Genomic DNA, 23,441 nt, shown 5'->3' on the forward strand with positions numbered 1-23,441 from the left:
TAAGTACTTACCAAGTTCACTAGGTCAGCAATGCGCGAGCATTGCGAACTTGCGGAGGATGGGGTGATGAAAGAGCGAAGTCGTTTCGCGCTGCCGAAACGTGCGGTTGCGGCAATGCTCGGCGCTATAGCACTTGCAGGCGCGCTTGGGTGGCGCGTGCATGCGCAGCAGGCGGCCCTTCAAAGGCCCTCCGGGGGTTCGGGAACCGTGGAGGGAACGGAGGTCGTCATAAGCTCGCGCGTGCATGGGCGCGTTCGCGAAGTGCTCGTGCAGGCCGGCGACACGGTAAAGCGATCGCAGGTGATTGCGCGGCTCGACTGCATCGACCAAGAGGCTAGCCTTCGCTCCGCACGGGCGCAACTTCGCGTTGCGGAGTCGAATGTCGATGTCGCCGAGGCGCAATCGCTCGACGCACACGACAATGCATTGGTCGTGGCGTCGAAGACTGCATCGGCCCGGGCAGAGGGTGCTTCGGCGATGGCGGCGGCGGAACAGGCCGATCGCGAAGCGGAACGCACTTCACGTTTGCATCGTGAAGGGGTCGTGGCTGCCGTCGAGTGGGAGCGGACGGATACGCAACGCGAACAGCTCGATGCGCAGCGAAGGGCCGCGCTCGCCGCGCTGCAAACGACGCAGCTTTCGGCGAAAAGCGCGCGCAGTTCGGCGAATGCAGCCAAGACGCGGGTGGAGGCTGCACGGGCCGCCGTGGAGACGGCCCAGGCCGAAGTGACGCGCGCCGAGACGAGCGTGGCCGAGTGCACCTTGCTCGCACCGCGCGACGCCATCGTGACGGATCGGTTCCTCGAGCCCGGCGCGGTGGTGGCGCCAGGCAGCCGGGTGGCAGGTACAATCGACCTTTCCACTGCGAAGGTCGTTTTCTTTTTGCCCAATGCGGAGCTCGCACGCGGGCGCATTGGCGCGCGCGCGGAGGTGCGCGTGGATGCGTACCCGCATCGCGTGTTCGAAGGCCGCGTGCAGCGTGTGGCCAGCGAAGCGGAGTTCACGCCGCACAACGTGCAGACGCGCGAGGACCGCGATCGACTCGTGTACGCGGTGGAGGTGCACATCGACAATGCGGAGGGCGCGCTGCGTGCGGGGATGCCGGCGGAGGTGACCTTGCCATGACGCCGTTGCTGGAAGCGCGCGACGTGACGAAGTCGTTTGGAGCAACGCGGGCGCTTTCGGGGGCGTCGCTGGCGTTGCGCGAGGGGGAGCTTTTGGGGCTCGTGGGGGCCGACGGCGCGGGCAAGACATCGCTCATTCGCGCGCTGGTGAAGCTCGTGGCGATCGATGGCGGCACGGTGACCGTGGGCGGTGCGACGTGGGACGAGGCCGGACGCGATGCGCGCGAGTCGCTCGGGTACATGCCGCAGCAATACAGCCTGTATCCCGATTTGTCGGTGGACGAGAATCTGACCTTCTTCGCGCGGTTGTTCGGCCTGGAGCGCCACGTCTTCGAAGAGCGGCGCGAGCAGCTGCTCACGATGACCTTGCTCGATCGGGCGCGGGATCGACCGGCGGGCAAGCTGTCGGGCGGCATGTACAAGAAACTCGCGGTGGCGTGCGCACTGCTGCACCGGCCGCGGGCGCTGGTGCTCGACGAGCCGACCAACGGCGTCGATCCGGTGAGCCGGCGCGAGCTGTGGGCGCTGCTGTACGAGTTCGTCGGCCAGGGCATGGGGGTGCTCCTGGCCACGCCCTACATGGACGAGGCTGCGCGGTGCGGGCGCGTGGTGCTTCTCTCGCACGGGGTGGTGCTCGCCGAAGGGGCGCCGGCGGAGCTCGTGGCCTCCTTGGAGCATCCGGTGATCGAGCTCGACGTGGACGAAGCTTCGAGGCAACGCGTTCTCGCGCTCCTCGAAGGGCATTCGGGGGTGCTGGCGGTAACGCCCGCCGGGGAGCACGTGCGGGCGGTGTTGCGCAAAGCGCACGAGAGCGACGTGCGCAGGGCGCTCGCGGAGATGGGGGCGCGCGTGGCGGATGCGCGGCCCGATTTCGAGGATTTGTATTTGACGCTGGTGGACCATGACGCACGCCATTGAGGTTCGCGGGCTCGAGAAGCGATTTGGCGATTTTCGGGCGGTGCGCGGGGTCTCGTTTTGCGTCGAACCGGGGGAGATCTTTGGCTACCTCGGGGCCAATGGCGCGGGGAAGTCGACCACGATTCGCATCTTGTGCGGGCTGCTCGTGCCATCGGGCGGGAGCGCGATGGTCGCGGGGCACGACGTGGCGACCGATTCGGAGGGCGTGCGGCTCTCGGTCGGGTACATGTCGCAGAAGTTTTCGCTCTATCCCGATTTGACCGCGTTCGAGAACCTGGACTTCTTCGGCGGCGCCTACCGACTGCCGCCCGCGCAACGCCGAAAACGCGCGCGCGAGCTGATGGACGAGGTGGGCCTCGATCCCCGCGATGCGACGCTCACGGGCGCAATGCCCGGGGGCATGCGGCAACGCGTGGCGCTGGCCGCGGCGCTTCTTCACGAGCCGCGCATCGTCTTTTTGGACGAGCCGACGGCGGGGGTCGATCCGGCGGCACGGCGCACGTTCTGGCGCACGATTCGTCGCATCGCGGAATCGGGCGTGACCATCTTCGTGACGACGCACTACATGGACGAGGCCGAGTATTGCCATCGCGTGGGGCTGATGGTCGACGGCGCACTGGTCGCGCTGGACACGCCGGCGCGGCTCAAAGAGACGTATGTCCCCGGCGTCATCTACGAGGTGCGCGGCCCGACGTTGCCGCAGGAGCCTCTGCGCGCCCTGCCCAGCGTCACCCGGGTCGAGCCGTTCGGCGCGGGGCTGCACGTGGGCGGTGACGCACGGCTCGACGCCGAGTCCATCGCGCGGGCGCTCGCGTCGGCGGGCGCGGGCGAGGCCACCATCGAGCCTATTTTGCCGACGCTCGAGGACGTGTTCCTCGCGGTGGTCACGCGAAAGGCGGCGTCGTGAATCCCGGCATGCTGCGCCGCACGTGGGCCATGGCCCAGAAGGAGTGGATGCACATCGGGCGCGACTCCGCGACCTTGTACTTCGCGCTGGTGATGCCGTTGGTGCTGCTCGTGCTCTTCGGATACGCCGTCTCGTTCGATCTGGATCACATTCGCACGGTCATCGTGGACCGCGATCACTCCGCGGAGAGTCGGTTGCTCGCGCAACATCTCTTCTCGGGGAAGACCTTCGACCGGGCCGCGGTTCTCGACCACGAGGCCGACGTCGAGCCCATGTTCCGGCGCCGCGAAGCGCAGCTGGCCTTGGTCATTCCCAAAGGCTTTAGCGCGAGCCTGGGCCGGGGCGAGGCGGCGCGGGTGCAGGTGCTCGTCGATGCCGCAGACAACGTCGTCGCCGGCACGGCCGTCGGTTACGTGTCACGCTTCGCCGAAAATACGAACCGCGCGCGCATGCTCGACGTGATCGGTGACGACCCCGCGCGCATCGAGGCGCGGGTGCGCGCGCTGTACAATCCGGAGCTGCGCTCCACGGTATTTCTCGTACCCGGGCTCATTGCCTTCATTCAATCGATGATGGGCGTGCTTCTCACCGCCCTCACCGTGGCGCGCGAATGGGAGCGCGGCAGCATGGAGCAGCTCTTCGCCACACCGGTCTCGCGCCTGGAGATCGTCGTGGGCAAGCTCCTCCCCTACTTCGGCGTGGGCATGGCGCAGCTGCTCCTGGTGCTCAGTGTTGGAACGTGGCTCTTCGACGTACCCATCCGCGGATCGCTGGTGGTGCTCTTCGCCATCTCGTCTTTGTTTCTTGCCGCGTGCCTCGGTCAGGGGCTTCTCATCAGCGTGGCCACGCGCAATCAAATGGTGGCCACGCAGCTCGCCGCGGTCACGTCCATGCTGCCTGCGGCGCTGCTCAGTGGGTTGATCATCCCCATCGACAACATGCCCCGCATCTTGCAGATCTTCACGCAGGTTCTCCCCGCGCGGCACTTCGTCAGTGCGCTGCGCAGCATTCTGCTGCGCGATGGATCGCTCGTGTCGATGCTTCCCGATGCGGGGGCGCTCGCGCTTTTTGCATTGGCCATGCTGCTCGGATCCACCAAATCGTTTCGAAAGGTCATCGCATGATCAGTCCCTACACATTGGTGGCCTTGATCAAGAAAGAGTTCATCCAGGTCTTTCGCGACAAGCGGATGCTCGCGGTGCTGCTCGTGGTTCCCGTGCTGCAGGTCACCGTCTTTGGCTACGCCGCCAACATGGAGCTCACCCGAGTTACCGGCGTGGTGGTCGACGAGAGCCACTCGCGCGAGAGCACGGACTTCACAGAAGCGCTCGGTGCGGAGGGCACCTTTCACCTGCGGCGCGTGCCGGCGATGGGCGACGCGGAGCGCGCGCTCCGTGATGGCGAGGCGTCGATGGTGTTGGTCATTCCACGGGAGTTCTCGCGCAAATTGGGACGCTCCGGGGAGAGCGCGCGGGTGCAGGCGTTGGTCGACGGATCGGATCCTTCGCAGGCGCAATCCGCCATGAGTGCGCTGGAGCAATTCGTCGCGTTGCGCGCCAGCCAGGAGCGCACGGCCCTCTCAGGCCCTGCCGTGGTGCTGGAGCCGCGCTTCTTCTTCAACCCTGGCCTCAAGAGCCGGCTCTTCATGGTGCCCGGCACGGCGGCCGCCGTTCTCGTGATCGTGACCTCGATCGTGACCGCCATGGGCCTGACCCGCGAGCGCGAAGTGGGCACGATGGAGCAACTTTTGGTCACGCCCATGTCGAGCGTCACGCTCATGGTGGGGAAAACCATTCCGTATGCCATGTTCGGATTGGTGGACGAGATGCTCATTCTGCTCGCGGGCAATGCTCTGTTCGACGTGCCCTTGCGCGGGGTGGGGCTCGTCTTTCTCGCCACCACCGTTTACCTCGTGGCCACGTTGGGCATCGGTCTGTTCATTGCAACGATTGCACGCACGCAACAGCAGGCGCTCATGGGAGGCTTCTTTTTCCTGCTGCCCGCGATTTTGCTGTCGGGATTTCTAACCTCGGTCGATGCCATGCCCGGGTGGATCAAACCCATCACGTGGATCAATCCCGTCAAATATTTCGTGGATATCTGTCGCTCCGTTCTATTGCGCCGCGCGTCGTTGGGTGATGTGCTCGGTGCACTGACATCGCTCGCGTTCCTCGGTGTGGCGTTGCTCGCGGGCGCGTCGTGGCGATTTCGAAAGCAGATCGGGTAATGTGATGTCCACGTGCGTACTTGGGTGATCCTCGTTGCGATGGGCGGCGTCGCCGGGTGTGGGTTGATTGCGAACATCGACCCGGTGCAATACGAATCGGACGCCGGCATTGGCGCGCAGCAAGAGGCGGGGCCCGGGGGCCAAGGCGACGCGGACGTGAAGGACGCGGGTGCACGCGATGCCACCGATTGGCGGAAGAGCACGGATTTCTGCGGCCACTTCGATGCGTCCATCACGTATTTCTGCTCCGATTTCGAGCTGGGGGCGGATGTCGAAGACGAAGGCTGGACACGGAATTCGACGAATCGCGCCGACATTTCCTTCGGCCAGCCCGGTCATTCCCAATCGCAGCACGCGACCTGGTTGCACCGCGAAGCGAATACGACGGAGCCCGTGACGGTGTCGTGGTCGACCTCGATCCAGCAAGCGGGGCGCAGCACCTTCCTGGACATGAGCGTCTTTCTGCCCGGCGCCTTGCCGGATGGAACCGTGTGGGCGCAGTTCGAGCCCGGGGTGTCGTCGGGGTGCCAGCTGCAATTCATGGCCAGGGGCGTGCGCCTGATGCCGGCGGGGACGGAGCTCGCATTCACGCAAACGCCGGCGCGCGATCAGCCGGTCCACCTCTACGTGGATCTGCAAAGTACGGGCGCGGGCAACGACCAATTGTCGGTGGAGTGGAAGGGGGTGGGGACGATCCTCGGCTTGCAGTCGATCGCCTGCAGAAACCAGGGGATTTCGCGAATGAGCTTTGGCGTACACGGCAACGATGCGCACGGGACGGAGCGGTCCGTGGGCCTCGACAACGTGGCCATCGGCATTCCGCAGTGAGGGCCTGCGTGCTAGAGCACGCGACTGGACATGGCGCAAAAGGCCTTTACACAGCTCTTTCATCGACGCGAACGGGAGAGCGGACGGCTGCGTCGCTTTTTGCTTTTGCGCCCCTTTGGTCCTGCCCTCGAGATCGATGACGTGGAGCATCCGCCGGAGCTGCCCGCGTACGATGCCGCGCGCGATCTGGAGCCGCGCACCCCGCAGTTCGTGGAGCACACGCTCACGGCGAGCGAGCGCGGCAAGGGCGGGCGGCCCGGGCTGCCCGTGGTGACGGGTGCGCTGGCGGTGGACTGCGATCTCTCGGGGGCGTGCTGTTCGCAGTACCCGGTGATTCCGACCACGCCGGAGGAGAGCCGCCGCGCCGTGGAGGCGTTGAAGAAGTTCGAGCCGGGCAAGGCCCCGATGAAGCCGGAGGACGGGTTCGCACCGTCGACGCTCGGCCGGCGCGATCGGCTGACGCCCATTCTCGAGGGCGATGGGTGCACGTTTTTGACGAGCGAAGGGTGCCGCATTCACAAGTTGGCCGGCGCAGCGGCGAAGCCGTGGACGTGCCGGCAGTATCCGCTGCAGGTCGTTCACTGCGGGAATCAGTTCGAGGTGAGCATTCTGCCGCAATGCGCGTGCGCGGCGCGTACGGTGCACCGTTCCGAGGATGCCGACGAGTGGCCGGCCAATCCGCTGCAGGGGCTCACCACCGTTCCGGAGGTCCCGCCGCAGGTGCGCGTGGACGATGCACGCAGTCTGCCGCGTGCTGCGTATTTGGAATGGGCACGAGCCTTGTCGGACGTGCTGACGGTGCCGGGTATGGATCCGGTGCGCATTTTGGAGAGCGCGACGACGAGCCTTCGCGTTCCAGGTGGAACGCTGAGCGAGGCGTGGCTTCGCACGTTGCAAACGCGGATGGCGTCGGAGGCCGAGCGCCTGGAGACCTATCTGGATCCCGCGGGGCCGCAACCCAAGGGCGCACGTTGGGTCGCAAAGCTCGCCGAGAGCCTCCTGCGCAAGCCGCACCCGAAGCCGACTCCCTCCGCAAGCGACGGGATGGTCTTCGCGCTGGCCTTCCGCGCGCACCTGCTGCTCGAGCTCCCGTCGCTCGCCGCAACGCTGTGCGATCTGACGCGCATCGCACGCCTGGCCGGCCTAGCGCGGGCGACGATGCCCGCCGAGAAGGTGGACGCGCGGCTAGAGACGACGACGTTGCTCCTCTATTTGTGGGCCACGACCCGCTGGCCGGTGGCGTCGGAGAAGGCTTAACGCTGGATTGCGAAAGGCTGGAGTAGAACCCGACGAAGGCGGCGACGTATGGAGCGCCGGCATCCTGCCGGCGGTCCGCCGCCTTCCAGGCGGCTCGCCGCGCGTCTAGCCGGCCAGAGGCCGGCGGACCGCCGGCTGGAAGCCGGCGCTCCATTCCGAACTACGCCTCGAGGTAGTGCTGCGCCTCTTGGATGAGGCTGCGCAAGGCTTCGGGATCCTGAAGGACGGGATCGTCGGCGTCGATGACACCGAGTTGCATGAGGGCGCGGATCATGTCCGTGGGCACGGTCTCGATGGGCTCGACGATCGCGGGCTTGGTCACGACGAGCTTCTCGAGCAGGAAGGCCGAGAGGCGATCCACGGAGGGGTAGTTCCACGCGAGCGTGCCCGGAAGTGTCAGGGCCGTGCGCTTTTCCAGACGGTTGCGAAGCTCCAGGGAGAGCATCGAATCGAGGCCCATGCTTCCAAGGCGCGCCGTGCGGGAGATCTTGGACGGCGGCATTTTGAGCACAGCGGACAGCTCCTCGAGGAGGAGGGTCTCCACGAGCTTTTTGCGCTCGTCGGGCCCCAGATCGGCGAGGTTCGGGAGTGCCGGCTCGCGCGGCGCCGCTTCGACGGGTGCGGCCGCGTCGGCGCGCAGGGTTCGCAGGAGTGGCGAGGCGGCGGCATCGGGGTAGGCGCGGCTCCATTCGGGCCAGTCGACGTCCATGATGACGGTCTGCACGGAGTTGCGGACGAGGAGCGTGCCAAAGAGTTCCATGCCGGTGGCAGGACTGAAGCTGCGCATGCCTTGCGACTCGCCCTCGAAGTGCAAATCGCGGGTGGCCATGCCGCCGTCGGCCCAGAAGCCCCAGTTGAAGGATTGCGCGGGCTCGCCGCGGCCGCGACGGAAGGCGGCGAGTCCGTCCAAGAAGGCGTTGGCCGCGGCGTAGCTTCCCAACAGCGGGGAGTTCAGCACCGCCGAGGCGGACGAGAAGAGCGCGAAGAAGTCGAGCGCATCGCCGGGAAAGGCTCGATGCAGGTTCCAGGCGCCGTACACCTTGGACTGGAAGGCTTCCTCGAGGGCATCTTCGCGCAGCGCGCTCAGGAGCTCGGGGCGGATGATGCCGGCCAGGTGCGCAATGCCGGCAATGGGCGGGCGCGTCTCCTGCGCGTACTCGTCGAGGAACGCGCTCAAGGCCTGCGCGTCGCCGATGTCCAACGCGGGCGTCGCGACATGCGCACCGAGGCGCTCGAGGTGGAGAATGCCGTCGAGCTTCGCGCGCAGATCGGCGGAGTGGCCTTCGTGCGTCCAGGTTCGACGGGGCGGCAGCGGCGTGCGTCCGAGAAGAATCAAGTGGCGGGCGCCGTGGGAGACCATCCAGGCCGCGAGACGCAAGCCCAGGGCTCCGAGTCCGCCCGTCACGAGGTAGGCGCGATCGGCACGGAAGGCTGGCGTGGCGTTGCCCGGTGCGGTGTCGCGAAGCAAACGCGCAACCTGGCGGCGACCGCCCCGATAGAGGATGCGATCTTCACCGGGGCACTTGGCGAGAAGCTCGGCGAGGATTTGCTCCGCCTGAAGCCGCAGGTCGTCCTTCGGATCGACATCGACGATGCCGCCCCACAGCGCCGGATACTCCTGGGCGATGGCGCGCGTCAGGCCCCATACGGGGGCTTGCGCCGGACACGCTCCCCACGCACCGCGCGTTACCACCCAGAGACGCGGTGGCGAGGAACGCCGGTCGAGGGTCTTCAGCAGCTGCGTGACGCTGCGGCAGCCGGAGCTCGATGGTTCGCTTAGGTCGATGTTTCCTAGGTGGACGATGCCGGAAACGGAATCGGTCCACGCGAGATCGTCCTCCGGGTAGCCGATGCGAACCACGTGACCTGCGGCCAGGAGCCCATCGGCCAGGACATCGGCCAGGCCGCCCGGATCGCTCACGATGAGCCAGCGCCGTCGCGGGGTCGTGGGGCCGGCCGCAGGCGGTGGCGCATCTTCCCAGGCCACGCGGTAGAGCAGCTCGCTCGAAGGGCGCGATGCCGCCGTCGTGTGCTCCAACAGGTGGAAGCAGATGCGCTCCACGCGGGCGAGGAGAAGGCCTGCGTCATCGGTGACGTCGATGTCGGCGTAGAGATCGCCGGCATCGTCGGCGACGGGGCCTCCTTCGAGAAAGCGCACATGGCTGTGAACCGCGCGGCCGGCGTCGCGAAAGACGCGGATGCGTTCGGCGCGCGTGGGCATGAACGCGCTCTCGCGCCCCTCGGCGTTGGCGGTGCGAAGGGCGATGGGGGTGGCCATCACCTGCAAGCACGCGTCGAAGACGACGGGGTGGATGCGCGCGCCCTGGGTGCTCAGCGCGTCCTCGAGGACGACGCGACCGATGACGGAGCTGCCGCGCGTGCGCAGGCTTTGCACGGCGCGAAAACGAGGGCCGTAGCCGTTGCCGGCGCGCTCGAGGTTCCCGTAGAAGGTCGCGAGGTCGACCGATTCGCCAGCAGCAACATCGATGGCGCCGGCATCGGCGGACGATGGGCTGCGATGCAGCTCGCCGGAGACATGCCGCGTCCAAGCGTCGAGGGTCGGGTCGTAGCTCGAGAGGGTGAAGCGATGGCCGGCTCCCTCGGCCTCCATGCAGAGCTGCAAGGTCTTCGTTTCGGCCTCGAGGAACAGTGCCTTCTCGAAGACGATCCGCGCGATGTCGACGGGGGCGTCGGCGTAAAGCTCGCGCGCCGCCTCCAGGATGCACTCGATGTAGCCGGTGCCGGGGAAGACGGCCACGCCGCCCACGCAGTGATCCGCGAGGTAGGGGAAGCGCTCGAGGCCCACGTCCGACTCCCAAATGAGGCGCTCGCGCGGAAACGGCGAACGGACGAAGCGGTCCAGCAGCGCATGGCCCCGGGTCCCCGTGGCGGCCTGTTCCCGCGGCGGGTCGAACCAATAGCGTTCGCGCTGAAACGGATACCCCGGCAGATCCAGGGGCGCACCGGGGTGCGGATACAGCGCAGCCCAGTCCACGCTTCCGCCGGCGGCGAAGAGCATTCCCGCGGAGGTCAGCAATGCGCGCAGCTCGTCCTCGTCGCGTTTGAGGGAGCCCAGAATGAGCGAGCTCTCCGGGCGCACGCTCTTCGCGATCGAATACGTGAGCACGGGGTGCGGGCTGATCTCGAGGAACACGTTGAAGCCGCGCTGCTCGAGGGCGGAAATGCCCTGGTGGAAGAGAACGGGCTCGCGAAGATTCCGCGCCCAGTACGCCGCGGAGAAGCGCGCGTCTTCGACGAGAACGCCGTCCACGGTGGAGTGGAACGGCACCGCAGGAGCACGCGGGCGAGTTTCGCGAAGCGCGTGCTCGAGCTCGTCCTTGATGGCGTCCATCTGGGGGCTGTGCGACGCGTAATCGACATTGACGGGACGGAAGAAGATGTCGCGTGCGCGCAGGGCCTCGCCAATGGCCTCCAAGTCCGCACTGTCGCCCGAGAGCAGGCACGAGGTGGGGCCGTTGCACGCGGCGAGGCTCACCGTGGCGGCGTAGGGCTCGAGGATGGTGCGCACCTCGTCGGGCGAAAGCTCGACCACCGCCATGCCACCGCGCCCGCTGGTCTTCTGAGCGATGCGGCTGCGCAAGCAGATGATGCGCGCCGCATCGCGCGCATCGAGGGCGCCGGCGACGTAGGCCGCGGCCACCTCGCCCATGCTGTGGCCGATGACGACGTCCGGGTGCACACCCCACGAGCGCCAAAGCGCGGCCAGGGCCACTTGAATGGCGAAGATCGCAGGCTGAATCACGTCGACCTGGTCGAGCCGCGAGGCGGATTCCTCGGCCTGCAGCTGCTCGAGGAGGGACCAATCGGTGAATTCACCCAGCAGGGGCTCCCACTGGTGGATCGCCTTGCGAAAGACGGGTTCCGCTTCCAGGAGCTGCCGTCCCATGCCCACCCACTGCGAGCCCTGCCCCGGGAACACGAAGGCGATGCGCGGTCGCCCTTCGAGCGCGGCGGGGGCTCGCAGCGGCAGTGGCTCCGCCATCTCGGCCGCGGACAATGCCACCAACGCCGCGCGATGCGGCAAGTGACTTCGCCCGCGCGCGAGGGTGCGGCCCAGTGCCTCGAGGTCGACATCGGGGTAGGCGGTTGGGTAGTGCCCCAGATCGGAAAGCCGTTGCTCGAGCGCCGCCTCGGTGTGCGCGGACAGCGGCAGGAGACGCGGACGCTCCGAACGCAGCGCCGTCGTCACGCCACGCTCGAACAATTGCGCCGCCGTCTCGAGCAGCCGGGGACGGCTCGGCCGCTCGTGCTCCAGGCTCGTTCCCACGAAGCCGTCGGGCAGCTGCGCCTCGATGGCTTTGGCCAGCGTCGGGTGAGGGCCCACCTCCAGAAAGACGCGATGGCCATCGCGGATCAAGGTCGCGATTGCGTCGCCGAAGCGAACCGGATCGCACATGTTGCGGCACCAGTACTCGGCATCGAGCGGGCCATCGACTTGGCGGCCCGTCACCGTCGAGACCATGGGCGTGCGCGGTGCAATGGGGATTAGCCCCTCGAGGGCGCGGTGCAGATCGTCGCGCAGCGGATGCATCTGCGGACCGTGGTAGGCCACGTTGACGCGCACCGTTTTCACGGCGATGCCGCGGCTCGTTGCGTGGGCAACAAAATCGCGAACGCCGGCCAATTCGCCGCTCACCACCGTCTGCACGGGCGCGTTGCACGCAGCTACGGTAAGGCGCCCGGGCGCACTCGCATCGATGAGTTGCTGCGCCTGCTCGGCATTCGTCTCCACGAGCACCATGCCGCCTTGATCGGCGCACCCCTGCTGCAATCGGCTGCGATGCACCACCACGCGGGCCGCTTCGTCGAGGTCCAGCGCGCCGGCCGCCCATGCCGCGGCAATCTCGCCGACACTATGCCCGACCACCGCCGCGGGTTCGATTCCCCAATTGCGCCACATGGCGACCAGGCCCACTTGCACCGCCCATAGCAGCGGCTGCACCAAGTCCACCTGCTGCACGTCGAAGCGCCCGCTCTCCAGCGCACGCGCCACGCCCTCGCAGCCGTGCTTGCTCAAGGCTTCGTCGCATCGCTGCACCGCCGCGCGAAAAACCGCCTCCCGCTGCATCAAGTCGAGTGCCATGCCCGGCCATTGCGAGCCGTTGCCGGTGAACACCAGCACGGGGCGTGTCCCCTGCCCCTTCGTCGTGCAGACCGGAATCGGGTCCGGGAGAAACGACTCCAGCACCACGTGCGCATTGGTGCCGCCAAAGCCGAACGAGCTGACCCCCGCGAAAAGCGTCCCCTCTTCCTCCGGGGTCCACGAGGTCAACGCCGTCTGCACCTCGAGGTTCAGCGCGTCGAAGGCGATGTTCGGATTGGGCGTCTCGAAGTGCAGCGACGGGGGCAGGCGGCGGTGCTTCAGCGCCTGCACGGTTTTGATGAGACCTGCCATGCCGGCCGCTGCCTCCAGGTGGCCGATGTTCGTCTTGGCCGAGCCGATGCGAAGCGGGCGCTGACGATCGGGATGACGCCCGAGCACCTCGCCCAACGCGCCGGCCTCGATGGGATCGCCCAGCATGGTGCCCGTTCCGTGCGCCTCCACGTAGTGCACATGCCCCGGGCACACGCCGGCCCGCGCGTACGCGAGCCCCAGCATTTCGGCCTGCGCCGCGGGGCTGGGCGAGGTCAGCCCGTTGGAGAAGCCGTCGTTGTTGACCGCGGAGCCACGGATGATCGCGTGAATGACGTCGCCGTCGGCGAGCGCCCGCTGCAAGGGCTTGAGCAGCACCACGCCCGCGCCTTCGCCGCGCACGTAGCCATTCGCCCGCGCGTCGAAGGCCTTGCAGCGCCCGTCGGGCGCCATGCCACCGAACTTGGACATGGCGAGCGTGCTGTCCGGGCCGAAGATCAAGTTGACGCCCCCGGCGAGCGCCAATTCGGACTCGCCCGTGAGCAGGCTCTGACACGCGAGGTGCACCGCCACGAGCGACGACGAGCAAGCCGTGTTGATGCTCAGGCTGGGACCCCGCACCCCAAAGACGTAGGAGATGCGCGCCGCGATGATGCTGTCGTCCTGTCCCGTGGCGGTAAACTGCTCGATGGCGCGCGGGCCGCCCCGCCAGAGGCGCGCGTAGTCGTTCCACATCGACCCGACGAAGACGCCGACGGCGCGGTCGCGCAGAGCCTCCTTGGCGATGCCCGCCGCCTCGAACGCGTCCCACGCCAACTCGAGCAGCATCCGCTGCTGCGGATCCATTTCGACCGCCTCGCGTGGGGAGATGCCAAAGAGGTACGGATCGAAGGTATCGCTGCGCTCGAGAAAGCCGCCCCACTTGGTGATCGCTTTGCCGCGGGCCGTGGGATCGCTGTCGTAGAAGCCTTCCGCATCGAAGCGATCCGCGGGCACGGGCCCCACGGCATCGCGTCCCTGCACCAGGAGATCCCAAAAGGCTTGCGGCGTATCCGCACCGCCGGGAAAACGGCACGCCATCGCGATGATGGCCACTGCCCCGCCCTCCGCAGGAGAAGGAGAATACCGGGCCTCTTTGGGCGAGGTACTTTTTGGCTCGGTGAGGTGCGCCGAGAGTTCCGCGATCGTGGGATGGTCCCACAGGAGCGTGAGCGGCAATGGCCGGCCCACCTGCGCGGAAAGCTCGCCCACGAGCTGCGTGGCGCGGGCCGAATCGAGGCCGAGATCGCGCAGGCGCGCATGCACGGAGACCGCGCCGGTGGAAAGACGGAGCTGTTCGCCAATCCAGGCGGCGATCCAGGCCTGCAGTGCATCGCGGGAGGGTACGGAAGCGGACATGGTGGACGTTCTCATTTCGATCGAAGCGGGAGCAGGCGTCGTTGCAGCTCGGTCATGACGGCGCGCTTGTCGCGCAGGAAGAAGAAGTGGTCGCCCTCGAAGGGCAGAAGGTCGAAGGCGCCCGTGGTGAGCTCGCGCCAGCGCAGTTGTTCCTCGAGCGGCGCCAAATCGTCCCCGCGGCCCGCAAACGCGGTGATGGGGCACTCGAGCGGGCGCTCGTCGCCGAAGCGATACGACTCCACGACGGAGTTGTCGGCGTCCATGGATCGCGCCAAGAGCGCTTGCATCTCGGGATCGCGAAACACGGAGTCGGGTGTCGATTGATAGAAGGCCATCGCCTTCAACGCGGATTGTTGCGTGGAGACCCGGCTCAGGGTGGTCTCGGCAAAGGGAATGTGCGGCGCAAAGCACGAGGAGACGAACATGTGCAACGGCGTGCGCCCGGTGCGGCGGCGCAGTTCCGCAAGGGTGGCGAAGCCGGTGAGCCCGCCCAGGCTGTAGCCAAACACGGCGAACGGCACATCGAGGAGCGGGAGGAGCTCGTCGACGATGGCGGACGCGTACGCGCCCATGTTGCGCTCGGGCTCTTCGTGGAGGCGCTCCTCGCGGCCCGGCGGCTGGAAGGTGATGATCTCCACGTCGTCGGGAAACTGCTGCCACCACCCCTGGAAGGCGGATGCACCGGCCCCGCCGTGGGGAAAGCACAGGAGACGCAGCTTGGCCGAAGCTTTCGGCCGCTCGCGCACGAGCCAGCGCCCCGCAGCCTGGACGGGCGTCGACGTGGACTCCTGGCCCGCGATGCGCTCGATCAAGAACGTCGAGAGCTCGTCCAAGGTGGGGTAGCGCCAGATCAAGGTGGAGGAGAGCGACACGCCGAGGCCGGCCTCGAGGCGGTTGCGCAGCTCGATGGCCATGAGCGAGTCGAAGCCCATTTCCTTGAAGGTGAGCTGCGGCCGCACCTGCTCGGCGGAAACCTTGAGGACGCGCGAGAGGTTCTGTTTGAGGAAGCCATCGAGGTGCTCGCGGCGTGCACTCGGATCGGCCGCGGCAAGCGCTTCGGCGATGGAGGCGTCGCGGGCGTGTTCGTCCTCGCGGTAGCGGCTCTCCGCGCGGATGGTCGCGAAGAGGGTGTTCTTGGCGATCTGCGGGTTGAGTTTGCGCCAGAGAAGGAACGGGAACGGGAAAATGCCCAGCGACGTCTCGCCCCCGCGCAGCGCCAGGTCGAGGGCCTTCATGCCTTTTTCAGGGGGAATGCCCGCGATGCCGCTTCGCTCGGCGCCGGCCGCAAGTCCGATGTCGCGGAAGGCGCCCCAGTTGATGCTAAGGGCGGGAAGGCCTCGGGCGCGGCGATGGGCGGCGAGTCCGTCCATGAAGGCATTGGCCGCGGCGTAGTTGCCTTGGCCGGGCGAACCGAGCATGGACGCCACGGAAGAAAAGAGGACGAAGTGCTCGAGGGGGAGGTGGCGCGTGAGCACGTGGAGGTTCCAGGCGCCGGCTACCTTGCTGTCGAGGACTGCGCGGAACTTGGCGCGGTCCATTTGCAGCAGGGCGCCGTCGCGAAGGATGCCTGCGCAGTGGATGACGCCGCGGAGCGGGAAGCCGCCCTGATCGATGACGTGAAGCGCGGCCTGGACATCGTCGCGGCGGGCCACGTCGGCGGAGAAGACGCGGACGTGGGCGCCGAGTGCCTGGAGGGCGCGGATGGCTTCCTTTGCGTGCGCGTCGGGGGCGGAGCGGCCGAGCAGGGCGAGGTGACGAACGCCGCGATCGACGAGGAAGCGGGCCACACGAAGTCCGAGGGCGCCGAGGCCACCGGTGATGAGGTACGTGCCGGATTCGGTGCCAGGTCCCCACCCTTCCCGCGGTAGATGCCGCTCCCGCGGCGCCTTCAGTGCGACGAAGGTTGCCGAAGGCGGCAGTGTCGGCGGGGCCTTCGCATGCGAGAAGTCGATGAAGGTCCCGCATGCATCGAGCAAGCTTGCCGTGCGGGCCGCGGTGGCGGGTGGGGCGAAGTTCACGATGACATCGACGCCCTCGTCGGAGTGGGCGAGCACGCGGACATCGTTCAGGGCGGCTTCGCGCGTGAGTGCCTCGTGCAGAGAAGGATCGGCATCGAGCACGAGCCACGTGTGGCCCCGCTCGAAGGGGGCCAAGCGACGCAACGACGCGACGGTCTGCGCGAGATCGATCGCCGGCGCGGGCGACGGAAGGGCGGGCGGCATGTAGCGCGTGAGGCGCGCCTCGTAGGCAACCCCGGCGTGCAGACGCAGTTGATCGGGCACGTGCTCGGCGCAGAGCATCGCGATGAAGAGATCCAGGCTGCGGCGATCCAGTTCGCACGAGACGGTCTTCAGCTCGGGGTGCTCGTATTCCAGCACGCGCGCCATGGCCCAGAGGGGCGCTTGCATCGGGGTGGTCCCCGAGGTCATCACCCAGAGCCGCGGGCATGGCTGGGGATCGCACGCCACGAGCGCCTGCACGAGCTCGAGCAGGGACTCCGTTTCGGGCAACTCGGCGGGCAGAACGTCGGGCTCCGCCTCGAGCGACGGTGCATCGAGGCCCCAGAAATAGAGCACCCGTGTGAACGCGCCCTGCGTGAAGAGCTCGCGAACATCGGCCCTGGCATCTTTGCGAATCAACGTCGTCTTGACCCCCGCCGGCGCGAGGCGATCGGCGACGGCCGCGGCAAGCCCGCCTTCGTCCGCGAACAGGAGCCATGACTCATCACGTTTCGCCGCGGGCCGTGGAGAAGCCTCCAGCGGTTGCCAGTGAAGCTGATAGAACCAGTCGCTCGGCACGCCCTCCCACGACCGCCCCTGGCCCTCCACACGGCGGATGATGAAGCGCTCGACGGAAAGCACGGGTACCCCCGCGGCGTCGCGAAGCCAGAGCTGCGCCTCCACCGTCGCGGGATCGCGTGCGGGCGTCTCGAGCAACTTCAGGTGCGCGTGCAGCCCCTCGATGCGCGTCCCCGGCTTGCGATGGAGCCGCACCCCATGAAGGCCCGACGGAAGGTACACCGCCCCCTCGTCCACGCGATCCAACCCGGAAAGCGCCGCATCGATGACCTGGAATGCGCCATCGAGCAGGCTTGGATGGACCTGGCAGCCCGAAAGCTCTCCTTGGACCGCGGATGGCACCTGCAGTTCCGCCAGCACCTCGCCGGGACGGCAGAACAGACTTCCAACGACCTGGTACCCCACGCCGTACTCGAGCCCGCGCTCGCGGGTGCGCAGGTAGTGATCCTCCGCCGAAACACCGTGCGAAAGTCGCGCGCGCAGCTCTTCGATCGACACCGTCGAGCCCTCGGTGCCGCACGGATCGCGCGTCACGAGGCCATCGGCATGGCGCGTCCACGCGGCATGGTCGTCGTCGCGGCTGCCGATGGAAAATTCGAAGGTTCGCTCATCGAGCGGGGTGAGCTCGACTTGAACCGTGCGCGCCGTCTCTTCACGAAGCACCAGCGCGGCGCGGATTTCCAACGCGTCGATGCGCGTCGAGCCGGCGATCCCCAGTTCGGCGGCGGCCTCCAACACCAGCTCGACGTATCCGGCACCTGGGAATAGCGCGATGCCGTTCACCTTGTGATCGGCCAGCGAAGGCATGAGGGCGGGGCTCAAGGAGCTCTCCCAGATGCGGCGACCGTCCGCAGTCGTCGAGACGCGCTCGAGCATGCGTCCCACCGCGCTTGCACCTGCCGTCTGCGCGCTCGGTGTGTACCAGAAACGCTGCTCCTGCCATGGGTAACCCGGCAGCGCGAGAACCTGGGCGCCTTCCGGCGAGATCTCGGCCAGCCGCCCGCCCGCGCAGAAGTACCGGGCGCGCGCTTCGAGCAAGCAGTCGCTCTCGGATTTGTCGCGGTACAAGGACGGCAAGGTGAGCGCTTTGGCCTGGAGGTGCTGCAAGCCCTGGGCCATGGAAGGAACCAGCACCGGGTGCGGGCTGATCTCCAGAAAGACGTTGTGTCCGTCCTCGACCAGCCTTCGCAGGACCGGCCAGAAGAGCACCGGCTCGCGAAGATTGTCGGCCCAGTACGAGGCGTCCATCGCGAGACCATCCTCCACGCGATGGGTCACCGTGGAGTAGAAGGCGACCTTCGCCTCGCGTGGTCGGACTTGCCCCAGCGCTTCGTTCAACACCGGACGAAGGGCGTCCATCTGCGGCGAATGGGACGCGTAGTCGACCTTCACCGCCCGGCAAAAGACGTCGCGCCGTCGCAGCTCCTCGAGCACCTGCTCCATCGGTCCGGGGGCCCCCGAGAGCAGCACCGTGTGCGGCCCGTTCTCCGCGGCAACCGCGATCTCGGGCTGGGCGGCAATGGCCCGCTCGGCCTCTTCGCGCCCGAGCTCCACCAGGGCCATCGCACCGTTGCCGCGCGTGCGCTTCACGATTTGGCTGCGCCGCGTGATGATGCACACCGCGTCCTCGAGCGAGAGCACCCCGGCCACGTAGGCCGCCGCCACCTCGCCCATGCTGTGCCCAATCACGGCACTGGGGACGACGCCCCAGGAACGCCACAGCCGCGCGAGCCCGACCTGGACGGCAAAGATGCACGGCTGAATGACGTCCACCTGATCCAAGTGCGAGGCATCCGCATCCGCGCGCAGCTCCGCCAGCACGGACCAGCCCGCGTATTTCTGGATCCAGGTGTCGACCTCCTGCAACTCCGCGGCGAACTCCGGCTCGCGCTCCAGGAGCTGGCAGCCCATTTTGATCCATTGGGAGCCCTGCCCGGGAAAGACGAAGACCACCTTGGGATCGCCGAGCGCCACCTCGTCGGTGCGCATGCAGCGCGCATCGTCTTGACCAGCGGCGACGATGGCCAGCTGCTCCTTCAGCTCCGCCAAGGAGCCCGCACGCAGAACGGCGCGCTGGCGATGCGGGGTCCGCTTGTGCAACGTGTGCAGCACGTCGTCGAGAGAGAGCTCGGGCCTCGCGTCCAAGTGATCCTTCAAGCGCGCCGCGTGCGCGCGGAGCGCCTCGGGGTGCTGCGCGCTGATGGGAACGAGGCGCACGTCCTTCGCATCTCGTGCGGGCGCCGGGGCGCGCGCCGGAGCCTCCTCCAGGATGGCGTGCGCGTTCGTGCCGCTCATGCCGAAGGAGCTCACCGCCGCGCACCGCGGTTGGTCTCCGGACCACGCCGTAAACTCGGTGGGAATGCGCGTCGCCGGGTGCAGCTCGATGTGCGGATTGAGCTCCGTGAAGTGCAGGTTGCGCGGCACGGCCGCATGCCGGAGCGCGAGCACCGCTTTGATGACACCGCAGATGCCCGCTGCCGACTCGAGGTGCCCGAAATTCGTCTTCACCGAGCCCACGAGGAGCGGCGTCGACGCAGGGCGATCCGCGCAGTAAACGTCTTGGATCGCGGCCATTTCGATCGGATCGCCCAGCTTCGTTCCAGTGCCGTGCGCCTCGAGGTAGCCCACGCGATGGGGCTCGAGCCTTGCTTCGCGCAGCGCGGCGAGCATGAGCTCACGCTGGGCGCTGCCGCTGGGAACGGTCATGCCGTTGCTGCGCCCGTCGTGGTTCACGCCCGTGGCGCGCAACACGGCATCGATGCGGTCGCCGTCGCGGAGCGCGTCGCCCAGGCGCTTCAACACCACCACGCCGCTGCCCTCCCCCGGAATGTAGCCGTCGGCCGACGCATCGAACGTGGCACATCGCCCGCTCGGGGACAGCATCCGCGCCTGGCACCGGATCATGTAGATCTCGGGCATCAGCAGCAGATTGATGCCCCCGGCCAGCGCGAGATCGCTGTGCCCGAGTCGCAGGCTCTGGCAGGCCAGGTGCAATGCCACGAGCGACGACGAGCACGCGGTGTCCACGGACAGCGTCGGTCCGCGCAGGCCCAATTGGTACGACACGCGCCCGCTCACCACGCAGTGCGGATGGCCGGTGGCGAAGTACGTATCCATTTCGCCGTGCGCGGTGTCCTTCATCTGCATCATCGCGTAGTCCTGATTGACGATGCCCGCGTAGACGCCGGTGCGCGTGCCCTCCAGGGCCTCCGCCGAGATGCCCGCGTTCTCGAGGGCCTCCCAGCAGGTCTGCAGGAAGATGCGCTGCTGCGGGTCCATGCTCTGCGCCTCGCGCGGCGAGATGCCGAAGAACTCCGCATCGAAGCCATCCACGCGCGTCAGAAAGCCGCCGTGGGCCGTGTACATGCGCCCCGGGGTGCCCGGCTCCGAATCGTAATAGCGGGCCAGGTCCCAGCGCTCTTTCGGTGCTTCGCAAACGCCGTTCGCGCCGTCCTTCAGGAATTGCCAGAAGGACTCCGTGTCGTCGACGCCACCGGGAAAGCGGCAGCCCATGCCGATGATCGCAATCGGCTCCGACGAGAAGGACGGTGCCGTCTCGGGGACCGCGACCGGCGCCGTCTCGACGCCGCGAAGTCGATCGAACTCGCGCACGAGGTACTCGGTGAGTCCCTCGATGGTCGGCCGTTCGAAGAGCACGGCGGGGGTCAGCTCGTGCCCGCGCGTCAGGCGCAGGGCCTTGGAGAGCTCGACGGCGCCCACGGAGTCCATGCCCAATTCGCTGAGCAAGGTGCGCTTGGACGGCGAGGCGTCCGGCTCCAACTGGAGGACGCGGGCAAGCTGCTCGCGCACGTGCCGCTCGATGCGCGGGGGACGCGCGAGTGCGCCCAGAGCCTGGAGTTCGTTCCAAAGCTTCGAGGAAGGCTCGGGCGCCGGAGCTTTCGCAGGTGCGCACTCCGCGACGGCGGCCTCCGAAGCAGGCCAGAAGCGCCGGTGATGCCAGGGATACGCCGGCAAGGAGACGGCGTCCGCCTCGCCGGGATAGAGCGCACCCCAGTCGACGGGATAGCCGGCGACGTGCAGCGCGGCGAGGTTCGCGAGAAGCGTCGGTGCCTCCGGCGCGCCCCGGCGCAGCGAGTACGCGGCCACGCCCGAGACGCCTTCGCGGCGCAAGGTCTCCTGGATGGACGCGAGCAGCACGGGGTGCGGGGATATCTCGACGATGGCACGGTAGCCATCGCGCAGCATGGCCACGAGCGCCGGGTGAAAGCGAACGGCGTCGGTGAGGTTCCTCCCCCAGTAGGCCGCGGTGAGATCCTCGCCCCGCATTTTGCCGGCGGTGACGCTGCTGTAGAGGCAAACCTCCGCCGCGCGAGGGCTCACCCCGCGCAGCGCGGCCTCGAAGGGCTCGCGAAAGGCGCGCATCTGCGGCGAGTGAAAGGCATAGTCCACGCGGAGGAGGCGATGCTTGATGCCGCCTTCGGCCACGCGCTCCAGGACCCGCCCCAGCGCTTCGGTCGCGCCGGCGAGAACGGTGGTCTCGGGGCCGTTGAGGGCCGCGATGCACACCTCGTCCTCGTGTCCCTCGACGTAGCGCCGCGCGTCCGCCTCGGTGCACGAGAGCTCGGCCATTTTTCCGCGGCCGGTGGCCTCGTCCATGAAGCGGCCACGCAAGCCGGCCAGGCGCAGCGCCTCGCTGCGGGTGAGCACACCGGCGAGGTACGCGGCGCTGAGTTCGCCCAGGCTATGGCCCAGCACCGCATCGGGCGCCACCCCCCAGCGCAGCCAGAGATCCGCGAGCGCGATCTGCAGCGCCACGATGACCGGCTGCGCGATGCTCGTGCGCTCGAGCGGCCCCGTGAGGAGCGCGTCCACGAGGGACCAGCCGAACTCCTCGCGGAAGGACACGTCCATGAAGCGCAGGCCGCTCGCGAAGTCCGGATCGCTGGCGAGCAACTCGCGCCCCATGCCCAGCCATTGGCTCCCCTGCCCCGAAAAGACGAAGGCCGTCTTCGACATGCCGTCCAACACGGCTTCCCCGCGGACCACGCCAGGGTGGTGCGTTCCCTCGAGAAAATCGGCCAAACCGCGACGCAGCTCGTCGGCGGTGGTGCCCAGCACGACGAGGCGGTTGCGATGGTGCACGCGGCGGCGCGCTGCCGTGTGGCACACGTCGGCGACGGTGTCCTCGTCCGACAGCCGGTCGCGGTAGGCCGCGGCGAGTTGGATCAGCGAGCGCTCGTGGTGCCCGGAAAGGCACAGCATCTGGGTGCCCTGGCGCGAGGCGCGACGGGCCTCCCGGGGCGGTGCTTCTTCCAGGATGACGTGCGCGTTCGTGCCGCTGAAGCCGAACGAGCTCACGCCGGCCATGCGAGGTCCGTCGCTCGCCCAAGGCTCGAGGCGCGTGGGGATCGCCACGGGCACGTTCCAGTCGATGCGTGAGCTCGGCGTCTCGAAGTGCAGGTGCGCGGGGATGGCGCGGTGGCGCAAGCACAGGGCCGCTTTGATGAACCCCGCGATGCCGGCTGCCGCCTCGGTGTGCCCGAGGTTGCTCTTGACCGAGCCTACGCGCAACGCATCGGGCCGCGGGGCGCCGCCGAAAACGGCAGCGATGGCTCCCATTTCGATGGGATCGCCCAGCGGTGTGCCGGTGCCGTGGGCCTCCAGGTAGCCGATGCGCTGCGGCGCGATGCCGGCGTTGGCCAATGCGGCGAGAAGCAACTCGCGCTGCGCAGCGCCATTGGGAACGGTGAGCCCGCCGCTGCGGCCGTCGTGGTTCAATGCGGAGCCGCGGATGACGGCCCAAATGGGATCGCCGTCGCGCTGCGCGTCGTCGAGCCGTTTGAGCACCACCACGCCGCATCCTTCGGCGCGCACGTAGCCGTCGGCGGCCTCCGCGAACGCACGGCAGCGCCCCGTCGGCGAGAGCGCGCCGAACCGAGAGAGGAATACGCTGCCGTTCGGGCGCAGCACCAAATTGATGCCGCCCGCCAGTGCGATCTCCGATTCGCCCTGCCGCAGGCTCGCGCACGCTTGGTGAATGGCCACCAGCGAGGAGGAGCAGGCGGTGTCGATGACCAGCGCCGGGCCCTTCGTGCCGAAGAAGAACGAGAGCCGGCCCGCCGCGAGGCACGTGGCATTTCCCGTCCCCGCGTGCGCGCTCACGGCATTCAAATCAGTATTTCGTAATTCGAAATCGCCGTAATCGTTATTGCCGATTCCAACGAAGATACCCGTGCGGCTTCCCTGCAGCCGCTCCGGCGACAGCCCTGCATTTTCGCAGGCCTCCCACGCGATCTCGAGCAGGAGCCGATGCTGCGGGTCCATGCTCGCGGCCTCGCGGGGCGAAACGTGGAAGAACTCCGGGTCGAAATCCGCCTCGTGGTCGATGCGGCCCAGGGCACGGGTCGCGATGGCGCCTGCGTCGAACAGCGCGTCCGGCCAGCGCGCTTCCCCCACGGCATCGCGTCCCTCGCGCAGAAGCTCCCAGAGGTCGTCGGGGGTGCGGCATCCGCCCGGGAAGCGGCAAGCCATGCCTACGACGGCAATGGGCGCACGCGCCACGGACTCGGCGCGCGCAAGCCGCGCCTTGAGGTCCTTGATGGCGACGAGGGCTTTCTTGTTCTGTTCGAGAAGGGCAGTCGTGTCCACG

The 23,441-nt window shown here is 67.9% G+C and carries 9 protein-coding genes; 7 read left to right on the plus strand and 2 right to left on the minus strand.

Annotated elements, in window-relative coordinates; all coding sequences use genetic code 11:
* Window positions 1-66 precede the first annotated feature (66 nt).
* Genes LZC95_38895 through LZC95_38925 form a run of 7 tightly spaced genes read left to right on the plus strand, consistent with a single transcriptional unit; the run spans window position 67 to window position 7,261 of the window.
* Window positions 67-1,125, plus strand: coding sequence for an efflux RND transporter periplasmic adaptor subunit (locus LZC95_38895; protein WXA92407.1), 1,059 nt, complete (start codon window positions 67-69; stop codon window positions 1,123-1,125).
* Window positions 1,122-2,042: an ABC transporter ATP-binding protein gene (locus LZC95_38900; GenBank protein ID WXA92408.1), complete on the plus strand. Its 921-nt coding sequence runs from the start codon at window positions 1,122-1,124 to the stop codon at window positions 2,040-2,042. Before LZC95_38895 ends, LZC95_38900 begins: the two co-directional genes overlap by 4 nt.
* The gene (locus LZC95_38905; GenBank protein WXA92409.1) at window positions 2,026-2,949 is read left to right on the plus strand and encodes an ABC transporter ATP-binding protein; all 924 of its coding nucleotides are present in this window, start codon (window positions 2,026-2,028) and stop codon (window positions 2,947-2,949) included. The genes LZC95_38900 and LZC95_38905 overlap by 17 nt, the downstream gene beginning before the upstream one ends.
* On the plus strand, window positions 2,946-4,073 hold the full coding sequence (locus LZC95_38910) for an ABC transporter permease (protein WXA92410.1): 1,128 nt from the start codon (window positions 2,946-2,948) through the stop codon (window positions 4,071-4,073). The genes LZC95_38905 and LZC95_38910 overlap by 4 nt, the downstream gene beginning before the upstream one ends.
* Window positions 4,070-5,176 (plus strand): ABC transporter permease, encoded by a 1,107-nt coding sequence (locus LZC95_38915; protein ID WXA92411.1) that lies wholly within the window; start codon window positions 4,070-4,072, stop codon window positions 5,174-5,176. The genes LZC95_38910 and LZC95_38915 overlap by 4 nt, the downstream gene beginning before the upstream one ends.
* 12 nt (window positions 5,177-5,188) lie before the next feature.
* Entirely contained in the window at window positions 5,189-6,004 is an 816-nt protein-coding gene (locus LZC95_38920) for a hypothetical protein (GenBank protein WXA92412.1), read from the plus strand.
* Window positions 6,005-6,034: 30 nt separating this feature from the next.
* The gene (locus LZC95_38925) at window positions 6,035-7,261 is read left to right on the plus strand and encodes a hypothetical protein (protein ID WXA92413.1); all 1,227 of its coding nucleotides are present in this window, start codon (window positions 6,035-6,037) and stop codon (window positions 7,259-7,261) included.
* Window positions 7,262-7,421: 160 nt separating this feature from the next.
* Here the strand turns inward: LZC95_38925 and LZC95_38930 are convergent, their stop codons facing one another.
* Together LZC95_38930 and LZC95_38935 are read right to left on the minus strand one after the other, a co-directional pair.
* Window positions 7,422-14,033: an acyltransferase domain-containing protein gene (locus LZC95_38930; protein ID WXA92414.1), complete on the minus strand. Its 6,612-nt coding sequence runs from the start codon at window positions 14,031-14,033 to the stop codon at window positions 7,422-7,424.
* A gap of 11 nt (window positions 14,034-14,044) precedes the next feature.
* Window positions 14,045-23,440 carry an SDR family NAD(P)-dependent oxidoreductase gene (locus tag LZC95_38935; GenBank protein WXA92415.1) on the minus strand — a complete coding sequence of 3,132 codons (9,396 nt, stop codon included), beginning with the start codon at window positions 23,438-23,440 and terminating at the stop codon, window positions 14,045-14,047.
* Window position 23,441 lies beyond the last annotated feature (1 nt).

Source organism: Sorangiineae bacterium MSr12523 (assembly GCA_037157775.1).
Classification (GTDB): domain Bacteria; phylum Myxococcota_A; class Polyangia; order Polyangiales; family Polyangiaceae; genus Pendulispora; species Pendulispora brunnea.